Origin of the sequence: Pseudomonas sp. 28 E 9, assembly GCF_900004785.1 — a bacterium.
GTDB classification, from domain to species: Bacteria; Pseudomonadota; Gammaproteobacteria; order Pseudomonadales; family Pseudomonadaceae; genus Aquipseudomonas; species Aquipseudomonas orientalis_A.
The window spans coordinates 26,583-48,879 of the sequence record NZ_CVTK01000021.1 but is presented as its reverse complement, the minus strand read 5'-3'; the positions used below and the strand labels follow the sequence as shown (position 1 = coordinate 48,879).

Annotated in this window: 22 protein-coding genes; 11 read left to right on the top strand and 11 right to left on the bottom strand. The window is 61.7% G+C overall.

The features are described from left to right. A partial coding sequence (locus BFQ00_RS03795) for a ribonucleotide-diphosphate reductase subunit beta (RefSeq protein WP_139114963.1) occupies positions 1-797 on the bottom strand: 797 nt, incomplete at its 3' end. Between the two features lie 301 nt (positions 798-1,098). Here BFQ00_RS03795 and BFQ00_RS03790 point away from each other — a divergent pair. The 3 genes from BFQ00_RS03790 (at position 1,099) to BFQ00_RS03780 (ending at position 2,880) form a co-directional block, all read left to right on the top strand. Further along, a complete protein-coding gene (locus tag BFQ00_RS03790; protein WP_065932655.1) occupies positions 1,099-1,617 on the top strand; it encodes a sigma-70 family RNA polymerase sigma factor in 519 nt (172 codons plus the stop codon). Then, positions 1,614-2,522 carry a FecR domain-containing protein gene (locus BFQ00_RS03785; protein ID WP_065932654.1) on the top strand — a complete coding sequence of 303 codons (909 nt, stop codon included), beginning with the start codon at positions 1,614-1,616 and terminating at the stop codon, positions 2,520-2,522. The genes BFQ00_RS03790 and BFQ00_RS03785 overlap by 4 nt, the downstream gene beginning before the upstream one ends. Before the next feature lie 142 nt (positions 2,523-2,664). After that, on the top strand, positions 2,665-2,880 hold the full coding sequence (locus BFQ00_RS03780; protein ID WP_057725249.1) for a TOBE domain-containing protein: 216 nt from the start codon (positions 2,665-2,667) through the stop codon (positions 2,878-2,880). A 47-nt stretch (positions 2,881-2,927) separates the two neighbouring features. On the opposite strand, the gene BFQ00_RS03775 is transcribed toward BFQ00_RS03780, so the two are convergent. Then, positions 2,928-4,073, bottom strand: coding sequence for a MalY/PatB family protein (locus tag BFQ00_RS03775; protein WP_065932653.1), 1,146 nt, complete (start codon positions 4,071-4,073; stop codon positions 2,928-2,930). A gap of 189 nt (positions 4,074-4,262) precedes the next feature. Here BFQ00_RS03775 and ggt point away from each other — a divergent pair, with 189 nt between their 5' ends. Beyond that, the gene (gene ggt, locus BFQ00_RS03770; protein ID WP_065932652.1) at positions 4,263-5,987 is read left to right on the top strand and encodes a gamma-glutamyltransferase; all 1,725 of its coding nucleotides are present in this window, start codon (positions 4,263-4,265) and stop codon (positions 5,985-5,987) included. Between the two features lie 76 nt (positions 5,988-6,063). After that, on the top strand, positions 6,064-6,858 hold the full coding sequence (gene xth, locus BFQ00_RS03765; protein WP_065932651.1) for an exodeoxyribonuclease III: 795 nt from the start codon (positions 6,064-6,066) through the stop codon (positions 6,856-6,858). Here xth and BFQ00_RS03760 read toward each other — a convergent pair. The 3 genes from BFQ00_RS03760 to BFQ00_RS03750 all read right to left on the bottom strand — a co-directional run bounded on the left by BFQ00_RS03760 (position 6,855) and on the right by BFQ00_RS03750 (position 9,825). Continuing rightward, complete coding sequence (locus BFQ00_RS03760; RefSeq protein WP_065932650.1) at positions 6,855-7,391, bottom strand: AAA family ATPase; 537 nt, start codon at positions 7,389-7,391, stop codon at positions 6,855-6,857. The genes xth and BFQ00_RS03760 overlap by 4 nt on opposite strands. Further along, positions 7,388-7,951: a nicotinamide riboside transporter PnuC gene (gene pnuC / locus BFQ00_RS03755; RefSeq protein WP_065932649.1), complete on the bottom strand. Its 564-nt coding sequence runs from the start codon at positions 7,949-7,951 to the stop codon at positions 7,388-7,390. Before pnuC ends, BFQ00_RS03760 begins: the two co-directional genes overlap by 4 nt. A 239-nt stretch (positions 7,952-8,190) precedes the next feature. Beyond that, positions 8,191-9,825 carry a methyl-accepting chemotaxis protein gene (locus BFQ00_RS03750; RefSeq protein WP_065932648.1) on the bottom strand — a complete coding sequence of 545 codons (1,635 nt, stop codon included), beginning with the start codon at positions 9,823-9,825 and terminating at the stop codon, positions 8,191-8,193. 228 nt (positions 9,826-10,053) lie between these two features. Here BFQ00_RS03750 and BFQ00_RS03745 point away from each other — a divergent pair, with 228 nt between their 5' ends. Next, positions 10,054-10,884 carry an undecaprenyl-diphosphate phosphatase gene (locus BFQ00_RS03745; protein WP_065884577.1) on the top strand — a complete coding sequence of 277 codons (831 nt, stop codon included), beginning with the start codon at positions 10,054-10,056 and terminating at the stop codon, positions 10,882-10,884. After that, the gene (locus tag BFQ00_RS03740; protein ID WP_065932647.1) at positions 10,881-11,264 is read left to right on the top strand and encodes a DUF1294 domain-containing protein; all 384 of its coding nucleotides are present in this window, start codon (positions 10,881-10,883) and stop codon (positions 11,262-11,264) included. The genes BFQ00_RS03745 and BFQ00_RS03740 overlap by 4 nt, the downstream gene beginning before the upstream one ends. Here BFQ00_RS03740 and BFQ00_RS03735 read toward each other — a convergent pair. Next, positions 11,247-11,609 (bottom strand): MmcQ/YjbR family DNA-binding protein, encoded by a 363-nt coding sequence (locus BFQ00_RS03735; RefSeq protein ID WP_065932646.1) that lies wholly within the window; start codon positions 11,607-11,609, stop codon positions 11,247-11,249. The two genes, BFQ00_RS03740 and BFQ00_RS03735, sit on opposite strands and share 18 nt — an antisense overlap. Then, positions 11,606-12,514, bottom strand: a complete 909-nt coding sequence (locus tag BFQ00_RS03730; protein WP_065932645.1) for a LysR substrate-binding domain-containing protein — start codon at positions 12,512-12,514, stop codon at positions 11,606-11,608. The genes BFQ00_RS03735 and BFQ00_RS03730 overlap by 4 nt, the downstream gene beginning before the upstream one ends. Before the next feature lie 125 nt (positions 12,515-12,639). Between BFQ00_RS03730 and BFQ00_RS03725 the strand changes: the two genes are divergently transcribed. Together BFQ00_RS03725 and BFQ00_RS03720 are read left to right on the top strand one after the other, a co-directional pair. Beyond that, positions 12,640-13,251 carry an FMN-dependent NADH-azoreductase gene (locus BFQ00_RS03725; RefSeq protein WP_065884581.1) on the top strand — a complete coding sequence of 204 codons (612 nt, stop codon included), beginning with the start codon at positions 12,640-12,642 and terminating at the stop codon, positions 13,249-13,251. Between the two features lie 192 nt (positions 13,252-13,443). After that, positions 13,444-14,481, top strand: a complete 1,038-nt coding sequence (locus tag BFQ00_RS03720) for an alpha/beta hydrolase family protein (RefSeq protein WP_065932644.1) — start codon at positions 13,444-13,446, stop codon at positions 14,479-14,481. Here BFQ00_RS03720 and BFQ00_RS03715 read toward each other — a convergent pair. From BFQ00_RS03715 to BFQ00_RS03700, 4 genes are all read right to left on the bottom strand, one after another. Beyond that, complete coding sequence (locus tag BFQ00_RS03715; RefSeq protein ID WP_065932643.1) at positions 14,475-15,647, bottom strand: MFS transporter; 1,173 nt, start codon at positions 15,645-15,647, stop codon at positions 14,475-14,477. The genes BFQ00_RS03720 and BFQ00_RS03715 overlap by 7 nt on opposite strands. A gap of 225 nt (positions 15,648-15,872) precedes the next feature. Next, the gene (locus BFQ00_RS03710; RefSeq protein ID WP_082632055.1) at positions 15,873-17,459 is read right to left on the bottom strand and encodes an ABC-F family ATPase; all 1,587 of its coding nucleotides are present in this window, start codon (positions 17,457-17,459) and stop codon (positions 15,873-15,875) included. A gap of 142 nt (positions 17,460-17,601) precedes the next feature. Then, entirely contained in the window at positions 17,602-18,840 is a 1,239-nt protein-coding gene (locus BFQ00_RS03705) for an MFS transporter (protein ID WP_065932642.1), read from the bottom strand. A gap of 222 nt (positions 18,841-19,062) precedes the next feature. Next, on the bottom strand, positions 19,063-19,449 hold the full coding sequence (locus tag BFQ00_RS03700) for a TIGR03067 domain-containing protein (protein ID WP_065932641.1): 387 nt from the start codon (positions 19,447-19,449) through the stop codon (positions 19,063-19,065). Between the two features lie 382 nt (positions 19,450-19,831). Between BFQ00_RS03700 and BFQ00_RS03695 the strand changes: the two genes are divergently transcribed. Together BFQ00_RS03695 and lpxO are read left to right on the top strand one after the other, a co-directional pair. Beyond that, positions 19,832-21,124 (top strand): Wzz/FepE/Etk N-terminal domain-containing protein, encoded by a 1,293-nt coding sequence (locus BFQ00_RS03695; RefSeq protein WP_139114962.1) that lies wholly within the window; start codon positions 19,832-19,834, stop codon positions 21,122-21,124. 266 nt (positions 21,125-21,390) lie between these two features. After that, positions 21,391-22,290 (top strand): lipid A hydroxylase LpxO, encoded by a 900-nt coding sequence (lpxO, locus tag BFQ00_RS03690; protein WP_065893326.1) that lies wholly within the window; start codon positions 21,391-21,393, stop codon positions 22,288-22,290. The last annotated feature ends 7 nt before the right edge of the window (positions 22,291-22,297 follow it).

Here is a 22,297-nt window from a genome sequence, read left to right as displayed (position 1 = left end):
TAGAAGAAGATGCCTTCCAGCACGCAGTAGTAGGCGACCAGGTTGCGCAGCAGCTCTTTGTCGGTGTCGACGGTGCCGGTTTCGAACTTCGGATCGGAGATCGAGCGGGTGTACTTCAGACCCCAGGCGGCTTTTTTAGCGACCGATGGGATCTCGTGGTACATGTTGAAGATCTCGCCTTCATCCATGGCCAACGATTCGATGCAGTACTGGTAGGCGTGGGTGTGGATCGCTTCTTCGAAGGCCTGGCGCAGGATGTACTGGCGGCATTCGGGGTTGGTGATCAGGCGGTACACGGCCAGCACCAGGTTGTTGGCAACCAGGGAGTCGGCGGTGGAGAAGAAGCCGAGGTTGCGCATGACGATGCGGCGTTCGTCGTCGGTCAGGCCTTCGGGGTTTTTCCACAGGGCGATGTCGGCGGTCATGTTGACCTCTTGCGGCATCCAGTGGTTGGCGCAGCCGTCGAGGTATTTCTGCCAGGCCCAGTCGTACTTGAAAGGCACGAGTTGGTTGAGGTCGGCGCGGCAGTTGATCATGCGCTTTTCGTCAACGGCGACGCGGGCGGAGGCGCCTTCGAGTTCGGCGAGGCCTTCGGCGACGTCGAGTTTGTCCAGTTCGGCCTTGGCGCGCGCGATGGCGGCCGAATCACTGGCGGTGACGGCGCGGGCTTCGATGGCGGCGGCGGCGCCGGCACCGTCGAGGCGGTCCATGTTGGCTTCGGTGGCGTGGCCGGCGTTGGCGCCTCTGACTACCGCTGCAACGCTGTCTTCGTTGTCGACTTCATCCCAACTCAGCATTGAAATACTCCTTCCAGATCTGTTCTGACGGTGTGTGGACCCGTCCAAAAAATAGGCGGTTTGCAGGCTTCAGGCATTGAAATACTGCGCAGAGTGTGGTCGGAAAATACCGATACTGCACACTATGTAGTGGTCTGTTCTGTTTGTGGGCACACTATATGGTGTGTAACAGGGGAGGTCAACGCGCAAGAAGATCGTCTGTACGTCAAACGTCGCGTTGAAAAGATCGTGGTATAGCGACGCAACATTAAATAGAATGAATCTCATTTGAGACTCAGTCGCGCCGCGCAGGTCGCTTGCCATGAATGATGCTGTTGTACCGACCCATGCCCCCGAACCGACCGTGTCGAGCCTGTACCGCGACCATCACAGCTGGCTGGAAAGCTGGCTGCGCCGGCGTTTGGGCAATGCCTGGGACGCCGCTGACCTGAGCCAGGATACCTTCCTGCGCGTGCTTGCCAGCGCGCAGCCGATCGAGCAGATGCAGGAGCCGCGCGCCTATCTGGTGACCGTCGGCAAGCGCCTGCTGGTGAATTTCCATCAGCGGCGCAGCCTCGAGCAGGCTTACCTGAATGCCTTGGCCAGCCTGCCGCAGGCTTGCGTGCCTTCGCCGGAACACCGCTGGTTGTTGCTGGAAACCTTGCACGCCCTGGACGACCTGCTTGAGGGTTTACCGGTGCAGGTGCGCCGCGCTTTTCTATGGAGCCAGCTGGAAGGCCTGGGTTATCGGGAGATCGCCGCACGCCTCAACGTCTGCGAACGCACGGTAAAACGCTACATGGCCCAGGCCTATGAACACTGCCTGCTGGTGAACCTGTGAACCGCGCCGTTGCCCGCGCCGCCGCCCAGTGGCTGGCGCTGTTGGAGTCCGGCGCGGCCACCGAGCGCGACCACGCCGCGTTGCAGCGCTGGCGTGACAGCCATCCCCAGCACGAACAGACCTGGCAAAGCGCGCAGGCCCTGCGCCAGCGTTTCAGCGACTTGCCCCAGGCCCTGGCGATGGCCAGCCTCGATCGCCCGCAACCCGGACGGCGTGCTGTGCTCAAGCGCGCGCTGGGCATAGCGGCACTGCTGCCGACGGCCTGGCTGCTCAGCCGGCAATTGCCCATCCAGACCTGGCGCGCCGACCTGCACACGGCCACGGGGGAGCGCACGCGCATGGCATTGGCTGACGGCGCCAGCGTGCAACTCAATACCGCGACGGCGGTGGACGTGGACCTGGCGCAGCGACGCATCACCCTGGTCGAGGGTGAGCTGGCGTTGAATGTACCCGCAGCGACGGCGATGAGCGTACAGACGCGTTACGGCGAGCTGACGGTCAGCCAGGCTGAAGTGTGTGTTCGGCAATTGGACACCGCTTGCCTGGTGTCCGTGCTCAAGGGCTCCGTGCGGGTACGCGACCTGGACGGGCGCACGGCAACCTTGCAAGGGGGGCAGCAAGCGCCGTTGAAAAGCACCGGGCTCGGCGCCTGGGTCGCGTTCGATGCGTTGCAACTGGGCTGGCGCGACGGTGTACTGACCGCGCAGAACCAGGCGCTGGGGGATTTCCTGCGGGAATTGGCGCGTTATCGGCCAGGCGTGCTGCGCTGGGACCCGCGCCTGGAACAGTTGCGGGTCACCGGCAGTTTTCGTCTGGACGACACCGACCGTATCCTCGACCTGCTGGCGTCCAGCCTGGGGTTGCATGTACAGGCGCGGACCCGGTATTGGGTCACGCTGTCCTGAAGCGCTGGGATGGGCAACGCTTTATATATCCATATCGAATAAATAAAGAGTTATATATTCCTTTTGTTATTTTTCTCGATGGCGCATTTTGAGGGCCTGCGCATTCGTGCGGATTGACCCAACAGCCAAAAGGAAAGCCGACATGACCATCAAAGCGATCAACGTGCGCAACCAGTTCAAGGGCACCATCAAGGAAATCCTGCTCGGGGAAGTGGTGTCGGAAATCGACGTGCAGACTGCGTCCGGCATCGTCACTTCGGTCATCACCACCCGTTCGGTGCGTGATCTGGAGTTGAAAGTGGGCAGTGAAGTGATTGCCTTCGTGAAGTCCACCGAAGTGTCGATCGCCAAACTCTGAGAAGCGCATGAGAACGGGGCCGCCGCGCTGCCCCGGTCCCTCGCCACCTACAGCTGGCGCAGGGCGCGCTCCATGCGTTGCACGCCTTCTTCCAGCATCGCCCGTGGGCAGCCGAAGTTCAGGCGCACGAACTGTTGGCTGTCATCGCCAAACTCGATCCCGGCACTCAACCCAACCTTGGCCTGTTCAAGGAAAAACCGTTGCGGGTCTTCCAGGCCCAGGGCGCTGCAATCGAGCCAGGCCAGGAATGTACCTTCCGGCGCGTGCATGACCACGCCGGGCAGGCGGTTTTGCACGGCGTCGAGCAGGTAGTCACGGTTGCCTTGCAGGTAGTGCAACAGTGCCTCTAGCCAGTCGCCGCATGCGCTGTAGGCGGCGCGGGTGGCTTCCAGGCCGAGGGGGCTGACGCTGTCGACCATGCCGCAGCGGGCCTGGTTGAAACGCTCGCGAATCGCGGCATTCTGGATCACCGCAAAACAGGTCTTCAGGCCGGCGACGTTATAGGCCTTGCTGGCCGACATCAGTGTGATGGTGCGTTGCGCGATCTCGGGGCTGAGGCTGGCGATGGGAATATGGCGACGGCCGTCAAAGCACAGCTCGGCGTGGATTTCATCGGAGATGATCAGCGCGTCGTTTTCCATGCACGCCTGTGCAATCGCCAGCAGCTCCTCGCGGGGGAAGACCTTGCCGATCGGGTTGTGCGGGTTGCTCAGCAGCAGCGCACCGGCACCGCTCAAGGCATCGCGCATGGCCGCCAGTGGCGTGCGGTATTGGCCATCGATCAGCTCGAACGGCACTTCGATGCGCGGCAGGTTCCAGTGGCCGGGCGCCAGGCGAATCGGCCGATAGTTGGGGGTTTGCAGCACCACCGGCTGGCCCGGCTGGACGAACGCGTGCAGCGCCATGTTGAAACCCGGTTCGACGCCGGGCAGGAACAACAGCTCATCCGGTTCCACACGCCAGGCGTACTTGGCCCACAGGTCGGCGATGATCGCCTCGCGCACATCCGGGCCGGCGACACTGTAGCCGAGCACCTGCTGGTCGAGGCGCGCATGCAGGGCCTCGAGCACGGCGGGCGGGGCGGCGATGTCCATGTCGGCGATCCACATCGGCAACACGTCTTGCGGGTAGCGGTTCCACTTGGTGCTGCCGGTGCCGAGGCGTGGGTGGATCGTGTCGAAATCAAAGCTCATGGGGCGCTCGTATCAGGGGGGGATAAAGAGTGGCGCTGATTCTAGCGCCATTCGTTTTATAGGCCAGCGCTGAATATGTCGGGCCACCGTTCCATCACCGACAAGCTCTGTCATAAAAACGCCATGGTGCTGGGGATCGAATCAGGGAAGGGCTATTTTGGTGCATCTCAATCACTCGAGTAGTCACGGATGAAATACCAAGCCTTCAACCGCACCTTGATTGCCACTGTCCTGGTGTTGACGGTCAGTGGTGTGCAGGCCGCTTCCCAGGCTCCGGTGGCCGGGGAAAATGGCATGGTGGTCACCGCCCAGCATTTGGCAACGCAGGTGGGCGTGGATGTGCTCAAGGCCGGTGGCAATGCGGTGGATGCGGCCGTTGCGGTCGGTTACGCCCTGGCCGTGGTGTACCCGGCGGCGGGCAACCTGGGCGGCGGCGGTTTCATGACCGTGCAACTGGCGGACGGGCGCAAGACGTTCCTCGATTTCCGCGAAAAAGCCCCGCTGGCGGCGACGGCCGATATGTACCTGGATAAAGACGGCAACGTCATCGAGGGCCTGAGCGCCAAGGGTCACCTGGCCGTCGGCGTGCCTGGCACTGTTTCCGGCATGGAGCTGGCCCTGAACAAATACGGCACGTTGAAGCGCGCCCAGGTGATTGCGCCGGCGATCAAGCTGGCAGAAAACGGTTTTGCCCTGGAGCAGGGCGACATCGACCTGCTGCACACCGCCACCGCGGAGTTTGAAAAAGATCAGGACCTGCGCGCGATCTTCCTGCACAACGGGCAACCGCTGCAGGTCGGCCAGACGCTGGTGCAGAAGGACCTGGCCAGGACCCTCAAGGAAGTGTCCGCCAAGGGCAGCGACGGCTTCTATAAAGGTTGGGTCGCCAAGGCCCTGGTCGACTCCAGCCAGGCAGGCAAGGGGTTGATCACCCAGGCTGACCTGGACCGGTACAAAACCCGCGAACTGGCGCCCATCGAGTGCGACTACCGTGGCTACCATGTGGTCTCGGCGCCGCCGCCAAGCTCCGGTGGCGTGGTGATCTGCCAGATCATGAATATCCTTGAAGGCTACCCGATGGCGGACCTGGGCTATCACTCGGCCCAGGGTCTGCACTATCAGATCGAAGCGATGCGCCACGCGTATGTGGACCGCAACAGCTACCTCGGCGACCCGGATTTCGTGAAGAACCCGATCGCGCATCTGCTGGATAAAAACTACGCGGCGAAACTGCGCGACGCGATCGAGCCGCACAAGGCCGGGGATTCCCAGGCGATCAAGCCGGGGGTATCGCCCCATGAAGGCAATAACACCACCCACTACTCCATCGTCGATACCTGGGGCAACGCGGTTTCCGTCACCTACACCCTCAACGACTGGTTCGGCGCGGGCGTGATGGCAAGCAAGACCGGGGTGATCCTCAATGATGAAATGGACGACTTCACCGTCAAGGTCGGCGTGCCGAACATGTACGGGCTGGTCCAGGGTGAAGCCAATGCCATTGCGCCAGGCAAGGCGCCATTGTCGTCAATGAGCCCGACCATCGTGACCAAGGATGGCAAGGCGGTCATGGTGGTGGGGACGCCGGGCGGCAGCCGCATCATCACCGCCACCTTGCTGACCATCCTGAATGTCATCGACTACAAGATGAACCTCCAGGAGGCCGTGGACGCGCCGCGTTTCCACCAGCAGTGGATGCCGCAGGCCACCAACCTTGAAACCTTTGCGGTCAGCCCGGATACCCGCAAGCTCCTCGAAAGCTGGGGCCATACGTTCGCCGGGCCGCAGGATGCCAATCACGTGGCCGCCATTTTGGTGGGCGCTCCGGCCCTGGATGCCAAGCCGGTGGGCAACAACCGCTTCTATGGCGCGAATGACCCGCGTCGCAATACCGGGCTGTCGTTGGGGTACTGACACCCGACTCGCTCGCGCATGGAACATCTGCGGCCTTTCCGGGCTCTACCCCAGGAGCCCCGAAAGGACCCCAGCCATGAAAGCGCTGAAAATCGCCACCTTCAACATCAACGGTATTCGTGCCCGCCTGCCTAACCTGCTGCACTGGCTGGCGCGCGAGCAGCCGGACATCGTTTGCCTGCAGGAGCTGAAGGCGCCGGAGAGCCTGTTTCCCTTTGCCGATTTCGAGGCGGCCGGCTACGGCGCGATTTGCCTGGGCCAGGCCTCGTGGAACGGGGTGGCGATCCTGGCCAGGGACGCGCAACCGCTGGAAAGCCGGCGTGGCCTGCCCGGTGACGACGGCGACGATCAAAGCCGCTATATCGAAGCGGCCGTGCATGGGGTGCTGGTTGGCTGCCTGTACCTGCCTAACGGCAACCCGCAACCGGGGCCGAAATTCGATTACAAACTGGCCTGGTTCGAACGCCTGATCGACTACGCCCGGGCGTTGCAGGCCAGTGAGCATCCGGTGCTGCTGGCCGGGGATTTCAATGTGGTGCCCACTGACCTGGACATCTACAACCCGCGCTCCTGGCTCAAGGATGCATTGTTGCAACCCGAGAGTCGGGCCTGCTATCAACGCCTGCTGGAACAGGGCTGGACGGATTCACTGCGGCATTTGTACCCCGAAGAGCGGGTGTATACGTTCTGGGACTATTTTCGCCAGCACTGGCAGAAGAATTCAGGCCTGCGCATCGACCATCTGTTGCTCAACCCCGCGCTCAAGCCCTATCTCAAGAATGCCGGCGTCGATGCCTGGGTGCGCAACGAGGCGCATGCCAGCGACCATGCGCCGACCTGGATTGAACTCGGCACACGCAAGAAGCGTTAATCGCTCGTTGCAGACGCGAGCAAGCGCTCCACGGCAGCAAACGCCGCCGCCCGGCGCGCTTGCCAGTCTCCCCTGATCACCGTCACCGGCTGATGGTGCGCGTGCATCCAGTCCAGGCTGGCCTGGAAGAACGCCCGGCGGTCCGCCAGTTGCGGCTGGCAGCGCTGGCCGTCGGCGCTCCATTCCACGTCTTCGGGCGACAGCAGCAGATGCAGATCGTAATGACGGGCCAGCAGTTCGCTGTCGAGCCAGCCTGGGTAATCGCCAAACAGCGTCTGGCTCCAGAGCCGGTTGGTCAGCAGGTGGGTGTCGAGGATCAGCAGCGCCGGGCGCCGGACGCGCGCCGCATCCTCCCAGGCCAACTGGCCCCGGGCGATTGCCGGGATATCCGCCAGGCAGGTATCGCGTTGATGTTCGTCGATGAAATGGCGCACGTATTCACCCACCATCAGCCCGCCGAAGTGCGCATGCAGCTCTGCGGCCAGCCAGCTCTTGCCGCTCGATTCCGGGCCTGCCAGCACCACCACTTTCATACGTGCAACGCCGGGTCGGCGCGCCATTCACGCCAGCCCTGCACGGCAATCACGGTAAACAGCGCATACAGCGCGGCGGTGAGGTAGAGGCCTTTGTAGAGGAACAACCCGACGAAAATCACATCCAGCACGATCCACAACGGCCAGCACTGCACGCGTTTTTGCGCCATCCACAACTGCGCCACCAGGCTGAAGCCGGTCAGCGCCGCGTCGAGCCAGGGCTGGGCGGCGTCGGTCCAGTGAGCCATGGCGGCGCCAAGCAACACGCTGCCGACGGCGCCCACCAACAGGCCGGTCATGACCGCCGGCATGCCCAGGCGAGTGACCTGGCGTCCCTGCCTGACCGCGCCGGCGCGAGTCCATTGCCACCAGCCATAGAGTTGCAGGACGGCATATACCACTTGCAGCAACATGTCGGAGTAGAGTTTTACGTCGTAGAACACCCAGGTATAGAGCAGCACCATCACCAGGCCGATGGGCCAGCACCAGGGGTTCTGCTTGACCGTCAGCCAGACGGCGATCACCCCCAGTGCGGCGGCGAACAGTTCAAGCCCGGACATGGCGGTTCCTTGGGGAGTGGGAGAGGGCGGTGATTGTACCCAGAGGTGGACGATCCTCAAAACACAGCAGGTAAATGTGCGAGGGGGCAAGCCTTGGCTTTTTGTAGGAGCGAGCTTGCTCGCGAAAAACTCACAGGCACCGCGTTCATTCAGGAAGCACGCGTTATCGTTGACGTTTTTCGCGAGCAAGCTCGCTCCTACAGGTTAGGGCTTGCCCCCTCCCACAATTTAACCCAGGGCTAGATTCGGAACTGGCGCAACAACCCGTCAAGCTGCTCGCTCAAGCCACGCAACTGCGCACTGGCCACGCTCGACTGCTCAGCCGCCAGCGCAGTGCTGTGGGACAGCCCGGCCGCCTGGGTGACGTTCTGATTGATGTCCTCCACCACATGCGCCTGTTGCAGGGTGGCACTGGCAATCGAGGCATTCAGACCGTTGAGATTATGCAGCGCCTGGCCGATCGCATTGAGGCTCGCCCCGGCCAGGCCGGCTTGCTCGATGGTCAGTTGCGAGGCGCTGTGGCTGTCGCTGATCACCTTGACCGCCGCTTCCGAATGCCCTTGCAGGCGCTCGATCATCGCCTGGATTTCAGCCGTGGATTTTTGCGTGCGCTGGGCGAGCAGGCGTACCTCATCGGCTACCACGGCAAATCCACGGCCCTGTTCGCCGGCGCGTGCGGCTTCGATGGCGGCGTTGAGGGCGAGCAGGTTGGTCTGGTCGGCAATCGAACGAATCACTTCCAGCACGCCGCCGATCTGGGTGCTTTCGCTGGACAGGGTACGGATCACCTCCACGGCCTGGCTGATGGTGCTCGAGAGCTGGTCGATCTGCTGCAGACTGCCGTCGATGTTGACCTGGCCCTGTTGCGCCTGGGCCTGGGCATCGCGCATTTCGCTGGCGGCGTGCTCGGCATTCTTGGCCACGTCCTGCACGCCGTAGGTGACTTCATTGATGGCGGTGGCCACCAGTTCCATCTGTTGCGACTGCTGCTGGCTGCGGTCGTGGGCCTGGCTGGCGTTGTGGCCCAACTCGGTGGACGACTCGCCCAAGGCGTTGGCGCACACCTGCAATTGGCCGACCACCTGGCGCAACTTGGCGGTGAAGGTATTGAAGTGCCGGGACAGCTGGGTGACCTCGTCACGCCCGTGAGTGTCGAGGCTGCGGGTCAGGTCGCTTTCGCCGCTGGCGATGTTGGCCATCGCAGTCACCGCCGCCTGCAACGGCTGCACGATACTGCGCGCGATCAACAGCACCAGCAGGGCTATGACCAGCGCAATGGCCAGGCCGATAGCAGAGGCTTTCCACACCTGGACGCTGAACTCGGCCTGCACGTCGTCCACGTAGACGCCCGAGCCGATGATCCAGCCCCAGGGCTCGAACAGTTGGATGTATGAGGTTTTCTGCACCGGCGCATCGGCCCCAGGCTTGGGCCAGCGGTAATTGACGATGCCGGCGCCCTTGGCCTTGGCCAGGCTCACGAATTCATTGAACACGGCAAACCCGTCCGGATCGCGGATCGCCGAGAGGTTCTGGCCGTCCAGCTTGGGGTTGGCCGCGTGCATGATCATCACGGGGGTGAGGTCGTTGATCCAGAAGTAGTCATCGTGGTCGTACCGCAGGCTGCGCACTGTGCTAAGAGCTTGTTGCTGCGCCGCTTGACGGGTGAGTGCGCCGGTCTTTTCCAGGTTCTGGTAGTAGCCGAGCACGCCGCTCGCGGTTTGCACCACGTGCTGGGTCTGTTGGCGCTTGGCCTGGTAGAGGTCATCATGGATCTGTTTGAGCATCAAGGCGCCCAAAGTCAGCAGCATCAGCACGGCGACTATCAGGATCAGCCAGAGGCGCCGGCTGATCGACATATTGCGCAAACTGTTCATCGTCCTGTCACTCCGAGCCTTTTATAATTGTGGGTGCTGCATCGACTTTTGCGGCTTGTCTGATAGGCTTTCGGCCCGTAATCGAAAAACCTGAGTACTGCCTGATTTTTCACGGAATTTTTGCATTCCGGCATTGAGAATCAACGCCGGGCGCTGCAGTGCGCTCGTTGTCAGTGAACTTTAAAAAACACTAGGAGGCACGCCAGGCGCGTGACCTTTGGAGAAAGCATGGATTTTTGGACCGCCATACAGGCACTGATTCTTGGCGTGGTCGAGGGGCTGACGGAGTTTCTGCCGATCTCCAGCACCGGCCACCAGATCATCGTCGCCGACCTGATCAACTTCGGCGGCGAGCGTTTCGAGGCATTCAATATCATTATCCAGCTGGGCGCGATCCTCGCCGTGGTCTGGGAATTCCGGCGCAAGATCCTCGACGTGGTCATCGGCTTGCCCACCCAGCGCAACGCCCAGCGTTTCACCGTGAACCTGATCATCGCGGTGTTGCCGGCGGTGGTGCTGGGGGTGATTTTCGCTGACCTGATCAAGCATTACCTGTTCAACCCGATCACCGTGGCCACGGCCCTGGTGGTGGGTGGTGTGATCATGTTGTGGGCTGAACGTCGCCAACATGCGGTGCATGCGCAAACTGTCGACGAGATCACCTGGAAGGACGCGCTCAAGGTCGGCGTGGCGCAGTGCCTGGCGATGATCCCGGGCACTTCACGCTCCGGCGCGACGATCATCGGCGGCCTGTTGTTCGGCCTGTCACGCAAGACCGCTACCGAGTTTTCGTTCTTCCTGGCCATGCCGACCATGGTCGGTGCTGCGCTGTACTCGGGCTACAAATACCGTGACCTGTTCCAGCCGGCGGACCTGCCGGTCTTCGCCATTGGCTTTGTCACCTCGTTCATCTTCGCGATGATTGCGGTCAAGGGACTGCTCAAATTTATCGCCAACCACAGCTATGCGGCCTTTGCCTGGTACCGCATCGCGTTCGGCCTGGTGATCCTGGCGACCTGGCAATTCGGCTGGATCGACTGGACCGCCGTCAAGCCATGAACATCCAGCACCCACGCCTGAAAGCGTTGCTCCTGGTGCTGCTGTGCGCCGCGCCGCTGCTGGGCTCGGCGCTGCTGTGGCAGCGCGGCGAGACCGTGACCCCGCTGGTAGCCTACGGCGTGGTCAGCGTGATGGCGTTTTTCCTGTACTGGAGCGACAAGCGCAAGGCGCAGACCGAGGGCCGGCGCATCCCGGAAAACATCCTGCACGCCGTCGAGCTGGCGGGCGGCTGGCCGGGAGCATTGATCGCGCAGCAGGTATTCCGGCACAAGACGCGCAAGGTGTCCTACCAGGTGCTGTTCTGGATGATCGTGCTGCTGCACCAGGTGTTCTGGCTGGACCAGCTGTTTCTCGGCGGCACGCTACTGTCGATCCTCTAGCACCAACCCGACCTGTGTGCGCTTGGGCAACTTGCTCACCACCAACTGGTGCGAGCGCTGCAACAAGCCACGCAGTTCCTCGGAACCGAGCGGGTAGGGCGTGTTCATGATGATCCACTGCGCACGTGCCAGGTACGGCGCCGGGTGGATGCCCGGGCGATCAACGTGGCCGAGGAACAGCGCCTTGTCGACCTTGAACGCCAGGGAGTCGCCGCGCAGGTTCTGCAACGCGAACATCTTGTTGCCGGCAATCGAGAACACCCGCACGCCGCCCCATTTGTAGTCCTCGCGCGCCCCCGGCAGGCTCAGGCAGAACGCCGCGACTTGTGCTTCGCTCATGCTCATAACAGACGGTCTCCGCAGCCTTTGAAGCCTTCTTCCATATAGTCGATCCAGGCGCGAATTGCCGGCAGCACGCCGCGCCGGTGCGGGTACACGGCCTGCAGCCAGCCACCGGGTAACGACCATTGCGGCAACAGCTGCACCAGCCGGCCGTTGGCCAGTTCTTCTTCGCAATCCATCATCGGCAGCACCGTGAAGCCCACGCCCATGAGTGCGCTGGTTTTGCGTACGATAAAGTCTTCGATGCCCAGGCGAGCCTCCATGACCAGCTCATGGGCGTTGCCCTGAGGGTCGATGATGCGCTGGTGCACCATGCGGTCCGCCTCCAGTGCGCCCATGATCGGCAATTGCTTGAGGTCTTCCAGGGTCTCTACCCGGCGGTCACGCAGGAGTACCGGGCTGGCCACCAGCACCGTTTGCGCCTGGCGCAGGCGTTTGGTGACCAACAGCGGGTCTTCGTCGCCCAACTCGCGTACCCGCAACGCCACGTCGATACCTTCGGCCACCAGGTCGACGCGACGGTTGACCAGGGTCATGTCCAACTGCACCAGCGGGTGCGCGGCGAGAAACCCGGCCACCAGTTCCGGCAGGATCTGCTGGGCCAGCCCGACCGGGCACGTGACCCGCAGGCGCCCCCGGGGCTCGGTGGACATGCTGGCCACGGCCTCATCGGCCATCTCCGCCTCCAGCAGCATCGCCTGGCAGTGGCGCAGGTAGCGTTCGCCGACGGCGGTCAGGGTCAGTTGCCGCGTGGTGCGTTGCAGCAGGCGTGCGCCCAGGCGCTCCTCCAGCTCGGCAATGCGCCGCGACAGCCGCGACTTGGGAATCCCCAGTAGCCGCCCGGCGGCGGCGAAACCACCGGCTTCGACGACTTTGGCAAAGTAATAGAGGTCGTTAAGGTCTTGCATGCTGGGCCTATTGTCCTGTCAGTGGGACAATCTATCGCATTCCAGGTGGCTTATCGAACATTGGTTAGGTGCGTAGCATCACCACCATCTGATCGCCCCTGTCGATCCCACCTCGGAGATCCATCATGAAACTGTTGCATATCGATTCCAGCATCCTCGGCGACAACTCGGCTTCCCGTCAGCTCAGCGCTGGCGTGGTCAAGGCATGGCAAGCCGCCGAGCCGGGCGTGGAAGTGACCTACCGTGACCTCGCCAGCGAAGGCATCAATCATTTTTCCGGTGCGACCCTGGGCGCCTTGGGCACCGCCGCCGAACTGCGCGATGCCGCGCAAAAGCATGAAGCCGAACTGAGTGCATCGTCGCTGGCTGAGTTCCTCGCCGCCGATGCCGTGGTGGTGGGTGCGCCGATGTACAACTTCACCATCCCGACCCAACTCAAAGCCTGGATCGACCGTATCGCCGTCGCCGGCCAGACCTTCCACTACACCGAAGCCGGTCCTGAAGGCCTGTGCGGCAACAAGAAAGTCATCATCGTCTCCACCGCCGGCGGCCTGCATGCCGGCCAGGCATCCGGTGCCGCCCATGAAGGCTATCTGAAGCTGCTGTTTGGCTTCCTCGGCATCACCGATATCGAAATCGTACGCGCCGAAGGCCTGGCCTACGGCGACGACGTGCGCAGCAAAGCGATGAGCGACGCCAACGTGCAGATCAGCGAGCAATTGTTCGCCGCCGCGTAAGACTTGTGTAAATGTTCGCCTCGCCCGGTGTCAATCTGAAGCCGGGCGCCTAAACTCTGTATTCTGATCGCCTGAGCGCGAGCGGAGTATGGAGTTTTTCGCCGTTATGGCCCAGGTTATGCAAACGTGGCTTCACTACCCGGGAATTTTTAGACGGCCTGCCGGTTCTCATGCAGCAAAGGTGGACATCCCATGATGCGTCTCTGTGCTGTTTTGGTTCTTTCCCTGTGCGGCGGCCTGCTTTCAGTGCACGCCGCGCCTGCGCCGCACCCGCATTGGAGTGTGGGCTTTCATCGTATGAGCATTCTCGACCCGCTGGATTCGCAGCCGATGAAGGCCATTGCGTTTTACCCTTCCACCGATGCCGAACACACCACGGCGCTGGGCCCCTACCACGTGGCGGCTGGCGAAGACGCGAAGGTTGCCATCGGCCGTTTCCCGATGCTGATGTTGTCTCACGGCAATACCGGCACACCGCTGGCCCTGCATGACCTGGCCACCTCGCTGGCGCGCAAGGGCTTTGTGGTGGTGGCAGTGCTGCACCCCGGCGACAACTACCAGGACCACAGCCGCCTGGGCACCGTGAGCAATTTGTATGGTCGCCCGATCCAGATTTCACAGGCCATCACTGCGGCGTTGAACGACCCGATGCTGTCGCCCTTCGTCGACATCGACCAGGTGGGTGTGATCGGCTATTCGGCCGGTGGCGAAACCGCGTTGATCCTGGCGGGTGCCAAACCGGATTTCGAGCGCCTGCGCCGCTATTGCCAGCAGCGCCCGGAGGACCGTGACGCCTGCACCACCAAAGGCGAGCTGGTGGTCGACCGTGAGGATTTGCAGCCCCAGGCCGATCCACGTATCCATGCGCTGATGCTGATGGCGCCGCTGAGCCTGATGTTCGGTCGCCATACCCTGGCCGACGTGCACGTACCGGTGCTGCTCTACAGCGGCGATGGCGACCAGTTGGTGGCCGTGGACAAGAACGCGGCCGCCCTGGCGCGCAAACTGCCGCAGCCGCCGGACTTCAAACTGCTGGCCGGGGCAGGGCACTTCGTGTTCATGGCGCCGTGTGACAGCGATCAATTGGCGACGATGCCGGCCATCTGTACCGATGCCGATGGCGTCGACCGTGAGGGCATCCACCGCGACCTGGTCTCCGAGGCCGGGCGCTTTTTCAGTCACACCCTCGGCGAGGCGACCCGCGCCGGACTGCAGACCGCTGATCAGTAAGCGCGACGCTTGAGCTGCACGGTCAGTACCAGCGCGGTCACTGACAGCAGCGCCGCGCAGAAGAAGATCCAGTCGTAGCCGAGGTTCAGTGCCACGGCGCCCATCAACGGCCCGGCAATCGCCAGGGACAGGTCGAAAAACACCGCAAACGCACTCAGCCCGGCGCCCCGGCTGCTGTCCGGCACGCGCTTGATGGCTTCCACGCCAAGCGCCGGGTAGACCAGTGACAAACCAACGCCGGCCAACCCTGCGCCAATCAACGCCACGCCGGTCGACGGCGCCAACCACAGCAGCGCGAGGCCCAGGGTTTCGATGACCATGCAGGCGATGGCGGCGGTAAAACCACCGACGCGGCTGATGGCGGAAATAAACACCAGGCGCGACAGAATGAAACACGCGCCGAACACCGTCAGGCAGTACGCCGCGCCGGTCCAGCCGCGATTCAGGTAATACAGGGTGATAAACGTGGTCAGCGTGCCGTAGCCAATCGAGGCCAGGCACAGGCTGGCGCCATACGGTGCGATATGGCCGAACACCGCCCAGAACGGCAGGCGCTTGCCGCGCACCACCGGTACCGAAGGTTTATTGCGGATCAGCACCAGGCCCAGCGCTGCCAACCCCGCCAGCGCCAGGCCCAGGCTGGCGAAGCCGTAATTCGCCACCATTACCACCCCCAGCGGCGCGCCAATGGCAATTGCGCCGTAGGAGGCGATGCCGTTCCAGGAGATCGAGCGGGCCGTATGCTCGGAACCGACCGCGCCCATGCACCAACTGATGGTGCCGACGCCAATCAAACCCTGGGCCACACCCAGCAGCAGCCGACCGGCGATCAGGATACCCAGGCTCAGCGCCGGCAAGTGCTCAAGCAGGACGGCGATGAACGTCAGCACGCCACTGATCAGGATACCGGCCAGGCCCAGCACAATCGCACGCTTGGTGCCGACATTGTCCGACATGCGCCCGGCCATTGGCCGACTGAGCAGGGTGGCCAGGTACTGCGATCCGATGGTCACACCGGCAACGACTGCGCTGTAGCCCAGATGCTCGTGCACATAGCCTGGAATCACCGCAATCGGCAGGCCGATGCAGATAAACGCGATAAAGGTATAGAAGACGATGGAGACGATCTGCAGGGTGATCGACAGGGAGGAGGGGGCGGCGGGCATGAATAGTCAATCGCTGGGGGGCGGTAGAAGCATCATGGCATATCCTGCACGACTGTAGGAGCGAGCTTGCTCGCGAAGAACGTCAACGATAACGCGGGTTGCCTGATTCTGCGCGGTGCTCTGAGGTTTTTCGCGAGCAAGCTCGCTCCTACAGGCGTGTGCATGCAAAAAAGCCCTGTCACAGGGACAGGGCTTTTTCTTGCAGCTTGCAGCTGAGTGCTGCTCTTAGAACACCACACCCTGGCTGCGCAGGTAGTCGTCATAGGTGCCGCTGAAGTCGATCACGCCGCTGGCGCTCAACTCGATGATGCGGGTGGCCAGGGACGATACGAACTCACGGTCATGGCTGACGAAGATCAGCGTACCCGGATAGTTCTCCAGCGCCAGGTTCAGCGCTTCGATGGATTCCATGTCCAAGTGGTTGGTCGGTTCGTCCATGATCAGCACGTTCGGCTTTTGCAGGATCAGCTTGCCGAACAGCATGCGGCCTTGTTCACCACCGGAGATCACTTTTACCGACTTCTGGATTTCGTCGTTGGAGAACAGCATGCGGCCCAATGTGCCGCGAATCATCTGCTCGCCCTGGGTCCACTGGCCCATCCAGTCGAACAGGGTGACGTCGTCTTCGAAGTCATGGGCGTGGTCCTGGGCGTAGTAACCCAGTTCCGCGGCGTCGGTCCACTTGATGCTGCCGGCGTCCGGCGTCAGTTCGTTGACCAGGGTGCGCAGCAGGGTGGTCTTGCCGATACCGTTCGGGCCGATGATCGCCACGCGCTCGCCGGCTTCAACCTGGAAGCTGAAGTCCTTGAACAACGGCTTGCCGTCAAAACCCTTGGCCATCTTCTCGACCATGACCGCCTGACGGTGCAGCTTTTTGTTCTGTTCGAAACGGATGAACGGGCTCACGCGGCTTGACGGCTTGACCTCGGCCAGCTGGATCTTGTCGATCGCCTTGGCACGGGAAGTGGCCTGCTTGGCTTTCGAGGCGTTGGCCGAGAAGCGGCTGACGAAGGATTGCAGCTCGGAGATCTGCGCCTTCTTCTTGGCGTTGTCCGACAGCAGTTGCTCGCGGGACTGGGTCGCCACGGTCATGTATTCGTCGTAGTTGCCCGGGAACAGGCGCAGCTCGCCGTAGTCCAGGTCAGCCATGTGGGTGCACACGCTGTTCAGGAAGTGACGGTCGTGAGAGATGATGATCATCAGGCTGGAGCGCTGGGTGAGGATGTTTTCCAGCCAGCGAATGGTGTTGATGTCCAGGTGGTTGGTCGGTTCGTCGAGCAACAGCACTTCCGGATCGGAGAACAGCGCCTGTGCCAGCAATACGCGCAGCTTCCAGCCGGGCGACACTTCGCTCATCGGGCCGAAATGCTGTTCCAGTGGAATACCCAGGCCCAGCAGCAGCTCGCCGGCGCGGGATTCGGCGGTGTAACCGTCCATCTCGGCGAACTCGGTTTCCAGCTCGGCCACGGCCATGCCGTCTTCTTCGCTCATTTCCGGCAGCGAGTAGATGCGGTCACGCTCGGCCTTGACCCTCCACAGCTCTTCGTGGCCCATGATCACGGTGTCGAGTACGGTGAATTGTTCATAGGCGAACTGGTCCTGGCGCAGCTTGCCCAGGCGCACATTCGGCTCCAGCATGACCTGGCCGCCGGACGGCTCAAGGTCGCCGCCGAGGATTTTCATGAAGGTCGACTTGCCGCAACCGTTGGCACCGATCAAACCATAGCGGTTGCCGGCGCCGAACTTGACCGAGACGTTCTCGAAGAGCGGCTTGGCGCCGAACTGCATGGTGATGTTAGCTGTGGAGATCAATTACTTTACCTATCAATGGGTTGCGAGCGTGACGGCAGGTGCCTTCAGGCATGCGTCAACAGCGACATCAAGGCGCGAAACCCGGTCGCTGAACGGAAAATTTGGGATGTGTGTTGGAATTTGGCGCGCATTGTCGCATATGTCAGGCGACAGTTGTATGGCCAGCGAAGGTTGGTTTAGCCAATGTCTCCGGCATGGCCAGCCACAGCAGCAGCAATGCGGCGGCGGCCACCCCGGCCAGGGTCAGGAAGGCGGCGTTGTAGCCGGCCATTTGCACCACAAAGCCGGCCAGGCTGCTGCTCAGTGCCGCGCCCAGGCCGAATACGGTCGACAGCGCGCCGAGGCTGACGTTGAAGCGGCCGGTGCCTTGGGTCAGGTCCTTGACGATCACCGGGAACAGCGCGCCGAAAATGCCCGCGCCGATGCCATCGAGCATCTGCACGGCAACCAGCCAGTAGGGGTCGTTGGACAAGGTATAGAGCACGCCGCGCAGGGGCAGGATCATGAACCCGGCCAGCAGCAGCGGCTTGCGCCCCCACACATCGGCCTTGATCCCCACCAGCATCGCCGTCGGCACCATCACCAACTGCGCCGCGACGATGCAGGCCGAGGTCAACGGCGTGGCCATCTGCAGGTTGATCTGCGACAGCTTCTGGCTGACCAGCGGCAGCATCGCGGCATTGGCCAGGTGAAACAGCGCGCAGCAAATGGCGAACAGCAGCAACGGACGGTTGGCGAGCAGGACGCGCAGGCCCGAGGGCTGCTCATGGTCGGTGTGGTGAGCCGGGTCGAAGCCACGGGCCACTTCGTGGTCGATCGCCCTGGCCGGTACGCAACTGACGGCGACGACACTGGCGACGGCCATAAACGCCATCAGGTAGAACACCACCACCGGCCCGAACAGATACGCCAGGCCGCCGGCCAGCAATGCCGCGACGGCGTTGCCGGCGTGATTGAAGGTTTCGTTGCGCCCGGTGCGCCGGGTAAACGCGCGCGGGCCGGTGATGCCCAGGGAAATCGCGGAAATCGCCGGGGCGAACACCGAGGCGGCGATGGCGCTGGCGGCCTGGGTCAGCGCCACCCAGCCAAATGAACTGACGAAGGGCAGCATCAGGCAACTGAGCGTGACCAGCAGCGCGGCAATCGCAATCACCGCGCGTTTGCTGCGGGTGCGGTCGATCAGCGCACCCGCCGGGCCCTGGGTGATCAACCCGGCGACCCCGGCCAGGGTCATGACCACGCCGATACTGGCCGGGTCCCATTGGTGTACCGCCAGCAGATAAATCGCCAGGTACGGCCCCAGGCCGTCGCGCACATCCGCGAGGAAGAAATTCAGGCTGTCCAGGGACAAGGCAGTGCGCAGGTCTGAGTGATGGGCCACGATGCTATCTTCCAGAGCGCAGTCCGGGGCTGGACACGCGTTGGGGTAATGACCTGCACGCCGGGTAATTAGTTCGCGGTCGCCAGGCAATTTCAGGCGCAAAAAAAAGCCCGCAAGCAGAGGCGGGCCAAGGGATTCACTGGAGTAGGTAGGCTTCACCCTATAGGTCGCAAAGTGAAGGCCTTGTGAAAATGCTGTGATCAAACCGCGAAAGCAGGCCGTTCATGCCCGACGCACGAAGGTGCGCATGGTCTGCCCCGGGCCCGTGCTGAATACGGTGGGCCGGGGCATGCCTGCATCGGCGGCGATAAACACAAAATGATCGCCGTCCAGGTGATAGCTGGCCGGTAACGACTTGCCGGCGTCCGCGCCGATGGCGTCCACCCAGGTAATGCTTTTAGGCGTGGTGTCGGCGTCCAGCACAAAACGGCCCGCCAGCAGGGTTTCCCCCTCGACGGTGACGACTTTGAATGTATCGGCACTGACGGTGGTAATTGCACCTGGCGCGCTATGTGCATCTGGCGGGTTGAGCACGCCATTGTCTTCCAGAGCGATTTGCTCCCAGGCACCTTGCAGGGCGCGATAGTCCGTGGCTGAAGAGGATGGCATGCAACTTCCTTTTGCTGAGGGGAGAGGCGGGCAATTGTATCGGCAATGTAACAACACTGCGGATAACGAGATTTTTTTCTTTATGGGACAGCCATTTGACAGCTTTTTCATGTTGTATTGACTACGCTTATAGCGTGATAAGTCCCACATAAAAATATCGTCGTGACTACACGTCGGCATAAAGCAGAAATTATCCCTAAAGCCGTGGGATTTTTCGTCAGCCTAAGTGGTCAGACTGCCATTGGTCGGCCGTGCTCAGGGCGTTGTCCCTGACTTGAAGCCGCTAAGGCTTCCGCTAAGTGATGGCCTTTTAGTATTAATTTAAGGTGTTCTTATTTTGAATCGAAGTTCCTCGCTCACGCCCGCTGTAGCGTCTGATGAAATGGATCTGTTTGAATTGTTCAATGCCATATGGCGGCAGAAGAAGCTGATCGTGGGGTGTACGGTTCTGGCGGGGATCCTGGGTGCGGGTTATGCCTTTCTGGCACCCAAGACCTTTGAAGTCAGCAGTGTGCTGCGGCCTGCGGCGATCAATGAACTGGACGCACTGAACCGCTCCGAAGTGTATAAGTTGCCGCCCGCTGATGCGTTGCTCAAAGTAGGCGCGCAGTTGGACTCCTACGAGGCGCGCCTGGGCTTCTTCAAGGACCATGAGGAGTTGTTCAAGGCGTTCAAGAAGCCAGGGCAAACCCTGGAGCAGAGTTTTGAAGACTTCAATCGCAACTCGGTCAATCTGATTCTGCCGGACCCGAAGAAGGCCGATTCGCTGAGCAACTACATTCGCCTGGAATTGCAGTATCCGACCGATGTCGACGGGGTGAAAATCCTCAACGGCTTTGTTGATTACGCCATTGCCGCAGAGCGTCAGCAGGTGGGGGCCGACCTCAAGGTGATCGTGAACAACCGCCTCAATGAGCTCAAGGGCAAGATCGACGCGGCCCGTGCCAACTACGACACCGACAAGGAATCGAAGATCGCCAAGCTGCTCGAAGCCGACCGGCTCAAGCGCGCCCAGCTGGAAGATGAGCTCAGCGCCCTGCGCCTGCAGATGAAAATGGAACGGACCAACCGCCTGGCGGAATTGGCTGAAGCCATCGGCATCGCCCAGTCCATGGGCATCAGGACTCCGACCACGCCATCCTCGATGGCCGATGCCACGCGAACCGGCTCAAGCCAGGTGATGCGCACCGAGGTCAACAATCAGAAGATTCCGCTGTACTTCATGGGTACCGAGGCGCTGGAGGCCGAGCGTGCCTCGCTGCAAAAGCGCACCAGCGATGACTTCACCAACCCGCGTATTGCCGAAATTGGCAAGGAACTGCGGTTGCTGGACGCCAACCGCGAAGTTGAAGTGCTGCGCAAACGTGGCAATGAAGACATTTTCCTGCAGGACGTAGAGCCGCTGCGCGCCGAAATCGCCAGGCTGCGTGGTTTGAACATCGACATGAGCAACCTGAAACTGGTGACGATCGACCGCCGCGCCCAGGAGCCGCTGTCACCGGTCAAACCGAAAAAAGCCCTGGTCATTGCATTGAGCCTGGTGGGCGGTTTGCTGCTGGGCCTGATGATCGCGCTGGTCCGCCACCTGGTGCTGACCCGACGCGAAGTCGTGCCGTTCTCGGCATTGGAAGACAGCAGTTTTTCCCGCCGTGAGCGTAAGGACGATCAACTGTAAGCGGTCGCACCGCCCTCCAGTGGGCGGGTCTTGAGGCCCGCCCGCTCATCCCCCCAGCACACTTCATAGACAGCTTTTCACAATTCTTAGTTAACCTTTGGTTACAAAGTATGGCTAAATAACCGCCAATGGTCACACATCGCATGGTCCTCCACCCGGTCGTGTCACCTGTATGTGAATTGTGATTTCAGGTGCTGCTTATCCATCCTCGGCCGTTGTGGGCACGCAGGAGCAGCCTGTTCTCTCCCTGACGTGTGACGAATCCCTTGAAACTCATCATTGTTGCTCTCTACGTTGCCTCCATCGCGTATGTACATCTGCGTGGCCGGGTGCGACACAAGCTGGGCCGCCAGCTCAGCGATCATTCGACATTCCTGGCGCCGATCAACTGCTTCCTGTACCTGTTCTCCAAGCAGCCCAGCCGCCCGTTTCTGTCGCCCAGCGACTTTGCAGACCTGAGCCCGTTGCAGGAGCACTGGGAGGAGATCCGCCAGGAAGGCCAGAACCTGATGCGCGCCGGGGAAATCAAGCGTTCGCAGCAGTACAACGATGTGGGTTTCAATTCGTTCTTCAAGTCCGGCTGGAAGCGCTTCTATCTCAAATGGTACGGCGACAGTCACCCCTCAGCGATGAAACTGTGCCCGCGCACCACCGAACTGGTGCAAAGCATCGGCTCGATCAAGGCCGCGATGTTCGCCGAGCTGCCGCCGGGCTCCAAGCTCGTGCGTCACCGTGACCCTTACGCGGGGTCCTATCGTTATCACCTGGGGCTGGATACGCCGAACGATCCGGGCTGCTATATCAATGTGGATGGTGAAAGCTATTACTGGCGCGACGGCGAGGCGGTGATGTTTGACGAGACCTACATTCATTATGCCGAGAACACCACGTCGCATAACCGCATCATTCTGTTCTGCGACATCGAACGGCCGATGAAATACCGCTGGGCGGCCGCATTCAACCGCTGGTTCAGCCGCAATGTGATGGCCGCTGCGGGGTCGCCCAATGACGAGGGCGACAAGACCGGCGCACTCAATCGTGCCTTTACCCGCTTGTACAAAATCAGATTGCGTGGCAAGGAACTCAAAAAGCGCAATCGCACGCGCTATTACCTGGAAAAATGGGCGATCTTTGCCGCGTTGGCGCTGATCTTCATCCTGATCTGATCTGATC

Coding starts and splice junctions, on each gene's coding strand:
- BFQ00_RS03790 (WP_065932655.1), top strand. CDS start 1,099: ATGAATGATGCTGTTGTACCGACCCATGCCCCCGAACCGACCGTGTCG.
- BFQ00_RS03745 (WP_065884577.1), top strand. CDS start 10,054: ATGGATTTTTGGACCGCCATACAGGCACTGATTCTTGGCGTGGTCGAG.
- BFQ00_RS03760 (WP_065932650.1), bottom strand. CDS start 7,391: ATGAAAGTGGTGGTGCTGGCAGGCCCGGAATCGAGCGGCAAGAGCTGG.
- BFQ00_RS03780 (WP_057725249.1), top strand. CDS start 2,665: ATGACCATCAAAGCGATCAACGTGCGCAACCAGTTCAAGGGCACCATC.
- BFQ00_RS03775 (WP_065932653.1), bottom strand. CDS start 4,073: ATGAGCTTTGATTTCGACACGATCCACCCACGCCTCGGCACCGGCAGC.
- BFQ00_RS03730 (WP_065932645.1), bottom strand. CDS start 12,514: ATGCAAGACCTTAACGACCTCTATTACTTTGCCAAAGTCGTCGAAGCC.
- BFQ00_RS03735 (WP_065932646.1), bottom strand. CDS start 11,609: ATGAGCATGAGCGAAGCACAAGTCGCGGCGTTCTGCCTGAGCCTGCCG.
- BFQ00_RS03725 (WP_065884581.1), top strand. CDS start 12,640: ATGAAACTGTTGCATATCGATTCCAGCATCCTCGGCGACAACTCGGCT.
- BFQ00_RS03720 (WP_065932644.1), top strand. CDS start 13,444: ATGATGCGTCTCTGTGCTGTTTTGGTTCTTTCCCTGTGCGGCGGCCTG.
- BFQ00_RS03740 (WP_065932647.1), top strand. CDS start 10,881: ATGAACATCCAGCACCCACGCCTGAAAGCGTTGCTCCTGGTGCTGCTG.
- xth (WP_065932651.1), top strand. CDS start 6,064: ATGAAAGCGCTGAAAATCGCCACCTTCAACATCAACGGTATTCGTGCC.
- pnuC (WP_065932649.1), bottom strand. CDS start 7,951: ATGTCCGGGCTTGAACTGTTCGCCGCCGCACTGGGGGTGATCGCCGTC.
- BFQ00_RS03750 (WP_065932648.1), bottom strand. CDS start 9,825: ATGAACAGTTTGCGCAATATGTCGATCAGCCGGCGCCTCTGGCTGATC.
- BFQ00_RS03700 (WP_065932641.1), bottom strand. CDS start 19,449: ATGCCATCCTCTTCAGCCACGGACTATCGCGCCCTGCAAGGTGCCTGG.
- ggt (WP_065932652.1), top strand. CDS start 4,263: ATGAAATACCAAGCCTTCAACCGCACCTTGATTGCCACTGTCCTGGTG.
- BFQ00_RS03715 (WP_065932643.1), bottom strand. CDS start 15,647: ATGCCCGCCGCCCCCTCCTCCCTGTCGATCACCCTGCAGATCGTCTCC.
- BFQ00_RS03695 (WP_139114962.1), top strand. CDS start 19,832: ATGGATCTGTTTGAATTGTTCAATGCCATATGGCGGCAGAAGAAGCTG.